General features: G+C 60.8%; 11 protein-coding genes. 7 read left to right on the top strand and 4 right to left on the bottom strand.

What is annotated here, in order from left to right:
* Positions 1 to 10 precede the first annotated feature (10 nt).
* Positions 11 to 919 (bottom strand): LysR substrate-binding domain-containing protein, encoded by a 909-nt coding sequence (locus tag A8950_RS17225; protein ID WP_133614935.1) that lies wholly within the window; start codon positions 917 to 919, stop codon positions 11 to 13.
* A gap of 159 nt (positions 920 to 1,078) precedes the next feature.
* Between A8950_RS17225 and A8950_RS17220 the strand changes: the two genes are divergently transcribed.
* The 3 genes from A8950_RS17220 to A8950_RS17210 are packed head-to-tail and all read left to right on the top strand — an operon-like array spanning position 1,079 to position 4,942.
* Positions 1,079 to 1,897 (top strand): enoyl-CoA hydratase-related protein, encoded by an 819-nt coding sequence (locus A8950_RS17220; RefSeq protein WP_133614934.1) that lies wholly within the window; start codon positions 1,079 to 1,081, stop codon positions 1,895 to 1,897.
* Between the two features lies 1 nt (position 1,898).
* The gene (locus A8950_RS17215; protein ID WP_166645256.1) at positions 1,899 to 4,019 is read left to right on the top strand and encodes an acetate--CoA ligase family protein; all 2,121 of its coding nucleotides are present in this window, start codon (positions 1,899 to 1,901) and stop codon (positions 4,017 to 4,019) included.
* On the top strand, positions 4,016 to 4,942 hold the full coding sequence (locus A8950_RS17210) for a 3-hydroxyacyl-CoA dehydrogenase NAD-binding domain-containing protein (protein ID WP_133614932.1): 927 nt from the start codon (positions 4,016 to 4,018) through the stop codon (positions 4,940 to 4,942). Before A8950_RS17215 ends, A8950_RS17210 begins: the two co-directional genes overlap by 4 nt.
* Positions 4,943 to 5,383: 441 nt before the next feature.
* On the opposite strand, the gene A8950_RS17205 is transcribed toward A8950_RS17210, so the two are convergent.
* The 3 genes from A8950_RS17205 to A8950_RS17195 all read right to left on the bottom strand — a co-directional run bounded on the left by A8950_RS17205 (position 5,384) and on the right by A8950_RS17195 (position 9,292).
* Entirely contained in the window at positions 5,384 to 6,382 is a 999-nt protein-coding gene (locus A8950_RS17205; protein WP_166645255.1) for a CobW family GTP-binding protein, read from the bottom strand.
* On the bottom strand, positions 6,379 to 7,791 hold the full coding sequence (locus A8950_RS17200) for an amidohydrolase (protein ID WP_133614930.1): 1,413 nt from the start codon (positions 7,789 to 7,791) through the stop codon (positions 6,379 to 6,381). Before A8950_RS17200 ends, A8950_RS17205 begins: the two co-directional genes overlap by 4 nt.
* A gap of 127 nt (positions 7,792 to 7,918) precedes the next feature.
* Positions 7,919 to 9,292, bottom strand: coding sequence for a helix-turn-helix domain-containing protein (locus A8950_RS17195; RefSeq protein WP_133614929.1), 1,374 nt, complete (start codon positions 9,290 to 9,292; stop codon positions 7,919 to 7,921).
* A gap of 233 nt (positions 9,293 to 9,525) precedes the next feature.
* Between A8950_RS17195 and A8950_RS17190 the strand changes: the two genes are divergently transcribed.
* From A8950_RS17190 to A8950_RS17175, 4 genes are read left to right on the top strand one after another with little or no spacing between them, the layout of a single operon-like run.
* A complete protein-coding gene (locus A8950_RS17190) occupies positions 9,526 to 10,602 on the top strand; it encodes an ABC transporter substrate-binding protein (protein ID WP_133614928.1) in 1,077 nt (358 codons plus the stop codon).
* Between the two features lie 41 nt (positions 10,603 to 10,643).
* Positions 10,644 to 11,738, top strand: coding sequence for an ABC transporter ATP-binding protein (locus A8950_RS17185; protein ID WP_133614927.1), 1,095 nt, complete (start codon positions 10,644 to 10,646; stop codon positions 11,736 to 11,738).
* Positions 11,739 to 11,750: 12 nt separating this feature from the next.
* Positions 11,751 to 12,653 carry an ABC transporter permease gene (locus tag A8950_RS17180; RefSeq protein WP_133614926.1) on the top strand — a complete coding sequence of 301 codons (903 nt, stop codon included), beginning with the start codon at positions 11,751 to 11,753 and terminating at the stop codon, positions 12,651 to 12,653.
* Positions 12,650 to 13,438 (top strand): ABC transporter permease, encoded by a 789-nt coding sequence (locus A8950_RS17175; protein ID WP_133614925.1) that lies wholly within the window; start codon positions 12,650 to 12,652, stop codon positions 13,436 to 13,438. Before A8950_RS17180 ends, A8950_RS17175 begins: the two co-directional genes overlap by 4 nt.
* Positions 13,439 to 13,486: the final 48 nt, after the last annotated feature.

Below are 13,486 nucleotides of genomic sequence, written 5' to 3'. Positions count from 1 at the left end.
TGCCGACCCCTCAGCGATCGGCACCGGCTCGCTCTACTAGCCATTCGGAAAACAGATCGAGTATGCGGTGCGGGTATCCCCCTTGACGCGTGACCAGATAAACGCTGCCTTCGACCTGGATCTGCTCTGGCAGCACTTCGATCAACTGCCCCTGTCGCACAAATTCGCCGGCAGTGCCTTTCCAACCAAGCGCCACGCCGCTGCCGGTCAGGGCCGCCTGCATCATCATCACATGATTGTCGAAGCTGGGTCCGGTCAGAGTCGGCGGCCGAGCGATCCCGAAATGATCGAACCACTGTTCCCAGTCAAACCACCGTTTATCCCTGGCATGAGCGTGAAGCAGCGTATGCTTCAGCAAATCCTTCGGCTGGCGGATTTGCGGCGCCTGTTCGATATACATGCTGCTCGCCACCGGCGTGATGCGCTCGCTGAAGAGCAGTCTGGAGTGGCAATCCGGCCAGTCGCCACTGCCAAAGCGGATCGCGACGTCGATACCCTCACCAAGTTCCGGTAATCCCTGATAGGTCGTCACCATGTTGACGGTGATATCCGGATAGGCGTCGTGAAAATGCTTCAGCTTCGGCAATAGCCAGAAATTGCCGTAGCCCAGATTGCAGGATACAGTCAGCGCCGATGAGCCGTGCCGCTCATGCAGCAACTGTCCCTCGGCCTTCAGGATATTGAGGCTCGAGATCACCGAATTAACGTAGCGCTGGCCCTCGGTCGTCAGCTGGATCGGCCGGCTGGTGCGGTCGAACAGACGCGTGCCCAGCAACGTCTCCGCCTGACCGACCAGGTGGCTGACCGCGGATTGCGTGACATTCAGCTCATCTGCCGCCTTGGAAAAGCTGCCGCAGCGAGCTGTCGCCTCGACGGCCAGTAGCGATTTTAGTGGCGGAATGTACTTCCAATATCTCATTATCAATTTTCTTCATGCTGTGATGAGCCGATCCCCTATTCAAGCCTAGCAATTTTCATCGCCAGAATAAACAATTACAGCATGCTCCAAGGGCTGCGCCTAACTCGCCTGGCTGCTTGGATTTTCTCATGCTGTTCAATCAAGCCAGGGGAAGTCCAGATGAGCCAGGAAGTAAGCGTCGAGATTGAAGGACGGGTCATGACGGTGACCCTCAACCGGCCGCCGGCCAACGCGCTGACCACCGAGACCAGCACCGTGTTGTACGAAGCCTTCAAGCGCTTCAATGACGACGAGGATTTGCGCGTGGCCATCCTGACGGCTGCCCCCAACCCCAAGAATATCTTCAGTGCCGGCTGGGACCTGAAAGCCGTCGCACGTGGAGAAAGCCGCGACGAGGAACTGGGCTTCGATCTAGGTCCCGGCGGCATCGGCGGCCTCACCGAGTTTTTCGACCTCTATAAGCCTGTCATCGCCGCCGTGAATGGCGCGGCCGTCGGCGGCGGATTCGAGATGGCGCTCGCCAGCGACATCATCGTTGCTTCCGAAGACGCCTATTTCTCCTTGCCCGAGATGCAGCGCGGTTTCTTGCCCGATGGCGGCGCCGTTCAGAAACTGCATCACCGGGTACCCTACAATGTCGCGATCGACCTTATGCTGACCGGCCGCCGCCTCGGCGCGCTGGAGGCGAAACATTGGGGTCTCGTGCGCGATGTCGTGCCGAAGGAAAAGCTGCTGGAGCATGCACGCGATGTCGCCCGCAATATCGCGGGTGGAGCGCCACTGGTGACGCGAGCGCTCAAGGAATACATGCGCTACAACGCCATGACCTCACCGGAGGAGGCACACAAGGTCACGCGCAAGGCCTGGGTCGGCAAGAGCAACCTCACCAACTACGAACGCATGCTGCAATCCAGCGATTTCAATGAGGGCGCCGTCGCCTTTTCCGAGAAGCGCAATGCGAACTTCAAGGGCTCCTGAAATGTCGGATGTGATGGAGCGCAATGTTGAGGTGAAGAGCCGCCTAGCACCGATGTTTAACGCGCGTTCGATGGTGGTTCTCGGCGCTTCCGGCCGGGAGGGGTCTTTCGGCCAACGGCTCGCCCAGTCGGTCACCAGCGCAAAGTTCGCCGGGCGAATCGATTTCATCAACCCACGGCAGAGCGAGATCCTCGGCAGGCCCTGCCATGCCAGCTTGGCCGATATCGACGACGTGCCGGACCTCGCCATTCTCGGCATGGGTGCGCGAAATCTGGAAGCGGCCATGCTTTCCGCAATTGACCGGGGCGTGCGCGCGGCGGTCATTTTTGACGCTTGCTACGGCGAGACAGCCTCCGGCCTGCCACTGCTCCCCCGATTGCGCGACATCGCTCGCGAAGCGAGGTTGCCGGTCTGCGGCGGTGCCGGCATGGGCTTCATCAATGTCGCGACCGGCTGCGTCGCCAGCTTCTACCCCGCCGGCCATCTGAAGCCCGGTGGCATTTCCCTGATCGCGCATTCGGGCTCGGTGTTCACGACGCTTGCCATGAACGACCCCCGCTATCGCTTCGATCTCATCATATCTTCCGGCCAGGAAATCGGTGCAACGGTCGACGAATACATCGATTATGCCGTGCAGCGGTCGACCACCCGTGTCATCGCGGTCTTTATGGAAGCCGCGCGCAACCCGGCGGGGTTCATGGCGAGCCTGCGGCGCGCGCGGGCGGCGGGCGTGCCGGTCGTCGTCTGCAAGGTTGGGCGCTCCGCCGAAAGTGCTCGCATGGCGCGCTCGCATACCGGTGCGCTTGCCGGCTCCCGCGTGGCTTACGAGGCGGCCATCGACGATTGTGGTGCCATCGTCGTCGACAATGTGGACCAGTTAATGAATGTCGCACAGCTTTGTGCCGCGGGGCGGCTACCGGGTGCCGGCGGCGTCGGGCTGGTGACGGACTCAGGGGGCTTGCGCGAACTGGTCATGGATTGCGCTGGCGAACTCGGTGCCCCACTAGCAACCCTCTCTGCCGACACCGTAGCCGCATTGCGGGCGACGATGCCACCCTCGCTCGAACCCTCCAACCCACTCGACTGCGCCGCCGACCTCACCGATGAATATGCGCGGGTGTTCGAGCGTGGCCTCGCTGTCCTGGGGCGGGCGCCGGAGGTTTCCATGATCGGCCTCGAGGCGGACCTCCGTGACGACTACATCTATCTCGAGGACATCAAGCAATTGGCGCTGACCCTGCCGAAGATCTCGGGCAAGCCCTGCTTCTTCTACACAAGTTTCGCCCGCACCCATAATCGTCAGCTCGGCGAAGCGCTGGCGGAACACAATGTGCCTTGCATCAATGGGGCCGCCGAGATGCTTACCGCCGTGAAAAAGCTCCAGGCTTGGGCGGACCGTGTCGCAAAACCCGCCCTCAAAGCCACCGCCCCCAGACAGCATTTCTCCGCGATTGTCGCCGATTGGCGCGCCAGCCTGCGGCCGGGGCATAACGCGGATGAAAGAGAGGCACTGGATCTGCTCGCGCGCGCTGGCATACCGACCATACGGAGCGAGACGGTCGACGACCGGCAAAATCTCGCCAAGGTCGCCGCGCGGATCGGCTATCCCATCGTCCTCAAGACTGCCGCGCAAGGGATTGAGCACAAATCCGATCTTAACGGCGTCCGCCTTAACCTCGGCGACGAAGCGGCGCTGCTCGCGGCCTATGACGACATCAGCGCGCGGCTCGGTTCGCGGGTCATCGTTCAGAGCATGGCGAATCCGGGCGTCGAAATGGCGATAGGCTGCGTCCATGACGCCGATTTCGGTCCCCTCGTAATGATCTCCGCCGGTGGCGCGCTGGTGGAACTCTTCGACGACCGTCAATTCGCCCTGGCGCCAGTCTCGTTGGAGAAAGCGGAGCAGATGATCGCCGGCCTTCCCATCTCCAAGCTCCTTGCCGGTGCGCGCGGTGCGGGGCCGAAGGATGTGAAGGCGTTGGCTCACGCGCTGGTGACTTTCTCGGAACTTTGCGTTTCTCTAGGCGATAAACTGGCCGAGATGGATGTCAATCCGGTCATCGTGTCTGAAACCGGCGTCGTCGCTGTGGACGCCCTTTTTGTAGCGCAAGGGGATAAATGAAAGCAGCCATTATCGGCGGCGGTGTTATCGGCGGCGGCTGGGCCGCGCGGTTCATATTGAACGGGTGGGACGTCGCCATCGTCGACCCGGCGCCAGATGCCGCGCGCAAGGTCGAGGCGATCTTGGAAAGCGCCCGCCGTTGCCTGCCGCGCCTCTACGAGAAGACCGGCCTGCCCGCCGAAGGCCGGTTCATCTTCACCTCGCTTGCAGAGGCATTGCAGGACGCCGACTGGATCCAGGAATCGCTGCCGGAGAAACTCGAGATCAAGCGCGCGATGTATGCCGAGATCGAGAAGCATGGGGCGAAGGATACCGTGATCGGTTCTTCCACATCCTACCTCGCCCCCTCACTGCTACAGGAGGGCAGGAAGTACCCCGAGCGCTTCCTCGTCACCCATCCTTTCAACCCGGTATATCTGCTGCCGCTGGTGGAGGTCGTCCCCTCGCCACATACGAAGCCCGCGGCAATAGATCTCGCCACCTGCATCATGACAAAAATTGGCATGAAGCCTTTGGCGATGAAGCGCGAGATCGACGGCTTCATCGCCAATCGCTTGCAGGAAGCGATCTGGCGCGAGGCGCTCTGGATGGTGAAGGACGGTTTCGCTACAACTAAGGAAGTCGACGACGCCGTGCGCTACAGCTTCGGCCTGCGCTATGCCATCATGGGTCCCTTCGACACCTGCCGCATGGCTGGCGGTGAAGGCGGCTTCGCCCATTTCCTCAGCCAGTTCGGCCCCTATCTCGAAGCCCCCTTCAGCAAGCTCATGGACGTACCGACACTGGACGACGCCCTTGTCAAAACCATCTCTGACCAGTCCGATGCCCAATCCGGCCACCTCACTATCCACGAAATGGAACGCATCCGCGACGACAACCTCGTCGCTATTCTGAAGGTCGTCAATTTCATGGGAAAAGATTGAACATCAGACTGGGCATTGGCCGCTTAAAGTGCTGTTGGCGGAGCGTAAAAACCTCTGCGTGCGAGGGGTGTGAACTGCCAAGCCATCGCGAGAAGAGGCGAGGTGGATGTGAACTACCTCGCGACCGGGAATTAGGTAAACTGCCAGAGCTCGGCCACTTCTAAACCATCCAAGTCCCAGGTCCCGACGACTTCTTCGTGGGAAAGTTGCTTGGACAGTGCGCTCACATATTTGTTGAAGACGAGGACCACCAAGTCGCTGTCATCGTGGACGAGTTGCTGCTTGATCTGCTCCCCGGAATTTAGGTCAAGGATAGCTCGAAAATTCCAGTTACGATGGTTGGGCCGGATCGGGAAGATTCGATCGAATCGTCGAAGCTCCGCGAGCCCTATATCCTGCATGTTCTGCGCACGGATGACAAATGCTGCCGATGATAGTTTTTCAGTGGCAGACCAAGTCCAATGCGTTGATCAGGTGCGCCGGTAGGTCGGGTGTGGCACCATCGCAGATTATGGTCACGAAACCTTGGCGCCTAGCCTCTGGCCACTCGGTCAGGCGCTGGTGCTGATGAACCAGATGCCGCGACATCTGAAGGATCACCGGGCGCTCTTCGCCGACAATCGGCAGCAAACCCTTGACGCGTAGCACCTCGGTACCGTGCTGTCCGGTCAACCGGGCGATCCAGCGACTTAAATGCACAGGATCCAGGTCCGTCTCGATCCGTGCTGAACGCGTATGATAGAGTTGGCTATGAGGCTGTAACCCTTCCATTGACACATTGCCGATCCCACTCGGTATTGTCGCAAAAAATTCCTGCCAGGGCAGAGTGTCCCTGCCTGAATGGAACATACCGGTATCAGTCAGTCCGCTGATCGCCGCTGTCGTTCCACGGAGATCAGCGGCGGGGAGGTCGAGCTTGGTCACGATGACGTGATCGGCCAGCGCGAGTTGGCGGCGCGCTGTATCATGGCTTGCAAGGATGCCGACGCCGAGCACCGCGTCCACCACCGTCACGATCGACGCGGGCCGGTAGCGGCTGAAGCGTAGCGGATCGGCCAGGAAAGTCTGCAGGATCGGCAACGGATCGGCAAGTCCGGAGGTCTCGATGACGACCCGCGCGAAGGGTGGGATGCCACCACGTTCGCTCTCTTCGAGCAGCATCCTCAATGCCTGGGCGAGATCGCCGGATTGCCCGCAGCACAGGCATCCATTCTCGAGCAGGACGATCTGGTCGCCGACTTCGCGGACAATCAGGTGGTCGAGGCCGATTTCGCCGAATTCGCTGACGATGATTGCGGTATCCGTCAGGCCGCCATTGGTGAGCAGGTCGCGGATCAGAGTCGTCTTGCCGCTGCCCAGAAAGCCGGTGACAATGACCACCGGAATTGCCGCCTGGCGGAACAGTGGAACCGCAGCTGGATCCGGGAGGGTCTGGCTCAACTTTCCACCCATGTCGCGTCCCAGAACGAGTCTGGCGCTTCCGTCATGGTGTGCCAGGCGCCGATTCTCGGCTCGCCAATCGTGCGTCCGGCGATACGGCGTGCAAGCTCGGCCTTCGCCTGTGCGACGGTGGCTGGAGACTGAATAAGGTCAAGTGTCCCCAGGGTCAGGACCTCCGACGCCATCAACGGACCCGCATGGCTCGCGGTGTGCCCTGAAAGGGCGGCGAACGACCAATTGTGAAGCGGCACCTGTTCCGGCACGGCCCAATTCACCCGGCCAAGCGGAATCCGCCAGCTCGCCTCGCCATCATCCTGGCCATAAAGATCATGGCCGACGCGATGCAGGCGCGTATCGCGGTCGAGCTTCATCCGCTCGCCTGGGCGAATCGCGTGAACCAGTTCCTGCATCCAGGCAAGGTCGGCATCGGACCAGCGCGGCGGTCCGATCTCGTCCATGCGCCGCTGCAGCAGCTCAGCCAGTGTGTCGTTGGCAAGGTAGCCTCGGGTCGCGGTGATGAACTGTTCGCGGAAGCCGACGCCGCACATGGTTGCGGCCTTATCGGAGATGCCGCGGATGAACTGATAGACGGCTTCGGCACGCTCGAAATCCACCTGCCGCGTCGTCATCCAGACGCGAGCCTCGTCGGGGGTCACGTTGGGGATGCGGCCACCGAGGCGCATGACATGCTCGGCCGCCGTGTCCGGAAAATGATGCGCCCGCAGGCGCTCGACCGACTGGATCGCCAGTTCGGCGGCATCCAGCGCATTCTGGCGCCTTACGGTGCCGCCATGGCCGGACTCGCCCAGGAACACGAACTCACCGCTTACCACCGATTGGCAGGGCCGCGACACAGCGCCGTTCTGGTAATCGCCATGGGAGGTGAGTATTGCATCGGCTTGATCAAAAGCGCCTTCCCGCAGCAGCGCGATCTTTCCCCAGACGATTTCCTCGGACGGACAGCCGATCACCAGAATGTGGCCGTCGATGCCGGTCTCTGCCATGGCATGGGCAGCGGCGATGGCTGCGCCGATGTTTGCCGGACCGATATGGTTGTGGCCGCAGGCATGTCCGCCTGGCAGGCCTGTCGCCTCGCGCCGCGGCACGGCCATATTGCCGGTGCCGGGCAGGGCATCATACTCAGCCAGAAGGGCTATGCAGGGTCCGTCGCCGTGCCGATAGCTTGCCGTGAAGGCCGTTGGGATGCCGCAGACGTGCCGTGAAACGGTAAAGCCATGCTCTTCCAGCCAGTCGGCCAGAATTGTGGCGGACCGGAACTCCATGTTGGGCAGCTCGGCCAGCTGCCACAAAGCCTGGAACTGCCGCTCGATCTGCGGCCGGATCGCCAGCCAGTGGCGGCGCGCTGCGTCTGCAGTCTCTTTGAGCTTGTGCTCGTCGTCTGCCTTCATTCAGTCTCTCCGCCTCTCACTCAGGATCCACCTCGGAATTGCCGGTAAGAGATCTATTTGCAGTTTCACCGCTTCTCAGCCACACGTCGTCTTCACTCTGCCTGTGCAAGCAGGGTGCATGCCCCTATTAATCTGAACTCAAGGCGTCTATATACTGGTCCGGTGGATTGAGGTTCCTGACGATCATGCCTTCGAGATAAATCAGTCGACCATTGTTGTCGAACACGCCGCAGCCGACCTCATGCACCCAGACGATGTGCCCGTCTCTATGTCGGTAGCGGAACTCGATATCCCAGTTATTGTTGCTCTCAAGTGCGGTGTCGACAATTCGACGCATCGGCTCGAGATCGTCAGGGTGTATCACGGACGACATGTTGCGCGTGGGACTGTTGATGAAAGTGGCCGCCGAGTATCCCAGCAGGCGTTCGATTCCCCGCGTCACGTAGAGAACGGTATAGGGATGGTCGTTTAGGCAGCGGTAGAGAAAGCCGGCATTGCGCTCGGCGATGCTGCTGATGGTGCGCAGCGCATTGCGCTGGATCATCGGCGAGAGCGAGTTCTGGTGTTCGGCGCGAAAATCGCGCGGATTACTGCCGCTGCGACTCTTGAAGGCGCGCGAGAAGGTCGCCGACGACGAGAACCCGCTGATGATGGCAATCTCGCCGATCTGCATGTCGGTATTTAGCAGCAGCGACCGAGCGCGATCGAGGCGCAGATCCTGGTAGTATTCGTTGTGCGAGGAACCCAGCTTGGTGCGCCACAAATTCTGCAGCTGGCGAGCCGAGATGCCGACGCGGTCGGCGATTTCGTTCAGGGATAGGGGCGATTCCAGATTGTTCTGCATCTCGATGATCGCCTTCTTGAGTCGCGGATCGCGTTGCGTGCTGAAGGGATCCAGCAGGCTGACGCGCTGCGGCGTCTGCGGCTGCCGGATCTCGGGAGCCAGGAGCTCGGAAGCCAGCGTCGCGGCCACCGTTTCGGAGAGATTGCTCTTGATGTAGTGCAACATCATGTCAACGATCGCAAGATGGCCGGCGCAGGTGAAGCAATTGCGATCCTTTACGTAGAGCTCCTCGCCGAAATGGACGTTTGGAAAGCTCTCCTGTGCCATCGGCAGGCAATCGAAATGCGTGGTAGCCCGATGGTCGTCGAGGATACCGCTGCGCGCCATCAGCAATGCGCCATATTCGATCCCCATGATGATTGCGCCGCTGCGTGCGGCACGACGCAGCACGCGCACGGTCGCGTCCTCGTCTTGGTCGCTTGGCTTGAGGTTGTTGAGGACGATGAGAAGGTCGCGGAAATCCTCCGGATAGGTGGCATTTGGAATGATCGGCCGACCATTGGTCGCCATCACCGGCTGGCTGTTCGGCGTCAAAATCCTGACGGTGAACAGCGCCTCGCCGGCAACGCGGTTCGTCAGCCGCAGAATGTCCAGGACCAGGGCACAATCGAGATCGCTGACGGGGGGCACAACCAGGACGTAAACAACTGACTGCATGCCATTCCTTGTAGGTTAGGTATGCTGCATTGCAGCAGAATTTGGTGCCAGTTAGTGCGCTCTATGCAAAAAATACTGCGTAGAATGCAAAACACACCGCAAAACTCAATGTTAATCTGCGTTGAACGTGATCAGGGAGAAGCATTCCCAACTCCTTGGGTGATGGTTTCTCTGATGAAAGACGCGTAATAACAATGGCTTAAAAACGCCCCTAGTCACAGGAGTGCTACTCGATGGGAAACGTTAAAATTCAAGGTCTGGCCGCCGGCGCTGTCCTAACGTTGGGCGTTCTTGCTGCATCGCAGCATGCAGCCGCCGAGGGCAGCCTCGCCCTGCTCACCTGGGAAGGCTATTCCGACGACCTGGTCGTGGCGCCTTTCACCGAGAAGACCGGCTGCGTGGTGGAGCCCACCTATGTCAGCTCGAATGATGAAATCATCGCCAAGACCCTGGCATCCGGTTCGGCCACGATCGACCTGGTCTCGCCGTCCAACGACGCCACTATGACGCTGATCGATGCCGGTGCGGTGGAGCCGATCGACAAGTCGAAACTACCGCATCTTGCCGATTACTTCCCGGTCTTCCAGTCGCCCTCTTGGCTGGTCAAGGATAACGATCTCTACGGCGTGCCGTATGGTTACGGATTCCTGCGCCTGGTGTTGGACAGCAATGTTATTCCGGACGCGCCGGCCTCGGTTTCGGTGCTGTGGGACGAACGCCTCAAGGGCAAGCTCGCCATGTGGGACAACCTAGAGACACTATATGTCGCTGCGCGATATATCGGCGTGAAGGACGTCTACAACATGACCGATGAGGAGCTGCAGAAGACGCGCGATGCGCTCATCGCCCTGAAGCCGAACATTCGCAAGTTCTGGACCAGCGATGCCGAGTTCCAGCAGCTTTACATGCAGAAAGAAGTGGTCGGCGGCAACACCACCGAATTGGCCGTCTCCGGCCTGTGGGCGCAGAGTGCCGACAGCCTCAAGGAAGTGCTGCCCCAGGAAGGCAGCGGTGGCTGGTCCGACAGCTGGATGATCGTCAAGGGCGCCAGCGAAAATCCCTGCGTCTATGCCTGGCTTGACTGGATCTCGTCGCCGGAATCCCAGGCGCTGGCCTCGAAGCTGACCGGCTATGCCTTTGCCAACGCCAAATCCTTCGACATGCTTGAGCCGGAAGCGCTCGCGTTGCTCACCAAGCTGGGGACCGGCGATCCGGAAGTCCAGAAGAGCATCTCGTGGTGGCAACCGGTGCCGCGGCGCGGTGCTTATCTCGAAATCTGGAATCAGGTGAAGGCCGAGACCGCCCAGTAATGATGGCCTGAACAACGACCAGAAAACACGAAGCAGCGACGATGTCCGCCACGATCTCACTCCAGAACCTTAGGAAGACCTTCGGCGACGGCCAGTCTGGCCACCTGGCCGTGGACGATGTCAGTCTGGAAATCGCCGCGGGGCAATTCGTATCCCTGCTGGGCTCCAGCGGTTGCGGCAAGACGACGACCCTGCGCATTGTCGCGGGGCTGGAAAGCCCGACCAGCGGCCGGGTCCTGTTCGACGGGGCGGACATCACGCATCTGCCGGCCTCGCATCGCGACATGCGGATGATGTTCCAGGACCTGGCGCTCTTTCCGCATATGAGCGTCGAGGAAAATGTCGCCTTCGGTCTCCGGCTGAAGCGCATGCGCGGCAAGCTGAGCGCGGACGAAATCAGGCGGCGGGTCGCCACCTATCTCGACATCGTGCGTCTGGGCGAGATGCGCAAGCGGATGCCGCATCAATTGTCCGGTGGCCAGCGCCAGCGCGTGGCCCTGGCGCGAGCGCTGGCGACGGAGCCGCCGGTGGTGCTGTTCGACGAACCGCTGGGTGCCCTCGATGCATCGCTGCGCCGTTCCACCCAGGCCGAGCTGAAGCGGATCCACCGCGAGCTTGGCAAGACCTTCATCTATGTCACCCACGACCAGGACGAGGCCTTGTCGATGAGCGACATGGTGGCGGTGATGAGCGGCGGCCGGCTGATCCAGTACGACACGCCGGAGGGAATCTATGAGCGCCCGCGGACGCGGTTCGTTGCCCAGTTCATCGGTGCCAAGAACCTGATTTCGGCGCGTGTGGAGAAGGTTACCGGCAGCGAAGTTCTGCTGCGGCTCGCCGATGGAACGCATCTTGGTGCCCATGCCGAGGAATCACTGGTGCCAGGCCAGGAGGTTACCGCTGTCTTTCGTGCCGACCGGGCGCTGATGCAGGTCAACGGCTATACGGACGCCAGCCTGGTGTCGGGCATCCATGTGCAAAGCATGTTCCTCGGCAACCGCATGGAACATATCGTGCGGCTGGTCGACGGCAGCGAGGTGACGATCCACGATGCCCAAGCTCGGCCCCTGCCTGGCGATGGCGGCCCGCTACAATTCGCGTTACGGCCGCAGCACGTCCAAATTCTGACGAAGTAGACGGCAGTCTAGATGACAGTGCAAGCCGACATCCTGACCGAAAATGCACCTGACATGCGCCGCATCGAGCGGCGCCGGGCGCTGTTCTGGTTGCTGCCGCCGATCCTGTGGTTCGTCGGTTTCATGCTGGTCCCTTATGCGATCACCCTGTTCTACAGCTTCGGTCGCATGGATTACGTCCAGTTCGTGGCCGGCTTCAGCCTCGACAATTATGTCAAGGTGTTGACGGTGCAGCCTTATGCCGGGCTGATCCTGCGCTCGGCCAAGATCGGCCTGCTGACCGCGTTTTGGTCGACCCTGCTCGCCTACCCGGTCGCCATTGCCATGGCCTTCTATCTCAGCAGCGAATGCGCCAAGCATATCCTTTATATCCTGGTGATCCTGCCATGGTGGGCGAGTTATCTGGTCAAGGCCTATGCCTGGAAAACGATACTTGGCACCCACGGCCTGCTCAATGAAGGTTTGATCTGGCTGGGCGTCATCGACGAGCCACTTACCGTCTTCCTCTACAATGATTTCAGCATCATCCTGACGCTGACCTATATCTTCACGCCTTTTGCCGTTCTTTCGATCTATGCGCAGCTCGAGCGGCTGCCCCTCAGCCTTATCGAGGCAGCACGCGACCTAGGTGCCACCGGCTGGGAGACCTTTATCAAGGTGATCTGGCCGATCTCAATCCCCGGTGTGCTGGCCGGCGGCGTCATCACATTCTCGCTCGGCTTCGGCGATTTCATCGCCCCGGCCCTGCTCGGTGGCGCGGATTCGATCATGATCTCCAGCGTCGTCATCAGCCTGCTGGGTGTTGCCAATGACCGGCCGCTGGCCGCCGCTATCGGCGTCGCCATCATCCTGATGGCGATGGCGTTGCTGACCGTCTCGCAATATCTCGAGAAGCGGACGCAGGTGCGGCTATGACGCGTCTCGGCTCACCCTATCTGATCTGGTCGGTGGCCGGTGCCATCATGCTGTTCCTCTATCTGCCGATCCTGGTCATCATCGTCTTCTCGTTCAACGAGGGGCGCAATGCCGGTCTGCCCTTCACCGGCTTCACGCTGAGCTGGTACGAGGCCGCACTTTCCAACCGGCAGATCGTGCGTGCCATCTGGAACAGCGTGCTGGTCGCCGGTGGCACCATCCTGATCGCCGTGCCGATTGGCCTCATGGCGGCGATCGCGATGGATCGATTCAGCTTTCCCGGCAAGGACATGTTCCGCCGCCTGGTGCTGCTGCCCCTGGTCCTCCCCGGCATCATCACCGGCATTTCGCTGCTGAACTTTTATGTCATGCTGAAGGTGCCGCTGTCGCTGACTACCATCATGCTGGGCCAGGGAACGGCGCTGATCTGCATCACCGTGACCGAGGTCTTCGCCCGCCTGCAGCAATTGGGCCGGTCGCAATACGAGGCCGCCTATGACCTAGGCGCCAGCGAGTTCGAGATCTTCGTCAAGGTGACGCTGCCCAACATCAAGACTGCGCTGATCGGGTCCACCCTAATCATCCTGTCGCTGTCGCTGGATGAAATCGCGGTCACCTTCCTGCTGACCGGGCGCGACAACACGCTGCCCATGGTGCTGTGGTCGATCCTGCGGCGCGAGGCGACACCACTGGTGAACGTCGCCGGCACCGTGATGATCGCCCTGACCCTGGTGCTGGTCACCATCGGTCTGCGTCTGTCGAGGGGCAATAGCGGGCGGCATTAGACGCGCCAAGCGGACGAGCGAAAGCGCCTTACACAGTTATGCTATTTA

The organism is Dongia mobilis (assembly GCF_004363235.1).
GTDB classification, from domain to species: Bacteria; Pseudomonadota; Alphaproteobacteria; order Dongiales; family Dongiaceae; genus Dongia; species Dongia mobilis.
This window is presented reverse-complemented; position numbering and strand designations above follow the sequence as displayed.

Coding starts and splice junctions, on each gene's coding strand:
- A8950_RS17195 (WP_133614929.1), bottom strand. CDS start 9,292: ATGCAGTCAGTTGTTTACGTCCTGGTTGTGCCCCCCGTCAGCGATCTC.
- A8950_RS17220 (WP_133614934.1), top strand. CDS start 1,079: ATGAGCCAGGAAGTAAGCGTCGAGATTGAAGGACGGGTCATGACGGTG.
- A8950_RS17215 (WP_166645256.1), top strand. CDS start 1,899: ATGTCGGATGTGATGGAGCGCAATGTTGAGGTGAAGAGCCGCCTAGCA.
- A8950_RS17225 (WP_133614935.1), bottom strand. CDS start 919: ATGAGATATTGGAAGTACATTCCGCCACTAAAATCGCTACTGGCCGTC.
- A8950_RS17185 (WP_133614927.1), top strand. CDS start 10,644: ATGTCCGCCACGATCTCACTCCAGAACCTTAGGAAGACCTTCGGCGAC.
- A8950_RS17210 (WP_133614932.1), top strand. CDS start 4,016: ATGAAAGCAGCCATTATCGGCGGCGGTGTTATCGGCGGCGGCTGGGCC.
- A8950_RS17200 (WP_133614930.1), bottom strand. CDS start 7,791: ATGAAGGCAGACGACGAGCACAAGCTCAAAGAGACTGCAGACGCAGCG.
- A8950_RS17175 (WP_133614925.1), top strand. CDS start 12,650: ATGACGCGTCTCGGCTCACCCTATCTGATCTGGTCGGTGGCCGGTGCC.
- A8950_RS17190 (WP_133614928.1), top strand. CDS start 9,526: ATGGGAAACGTTAAAATTCAAGGTCTGGCCGCCGGCGCTGTCCTAACG.
- A8950_RS17180 (WP_133614926.1), top strand. CDS start 11,751: ATGACAGTGCAAGCCGACATCCTGACCGAAAATGCACCTGACATGCGC.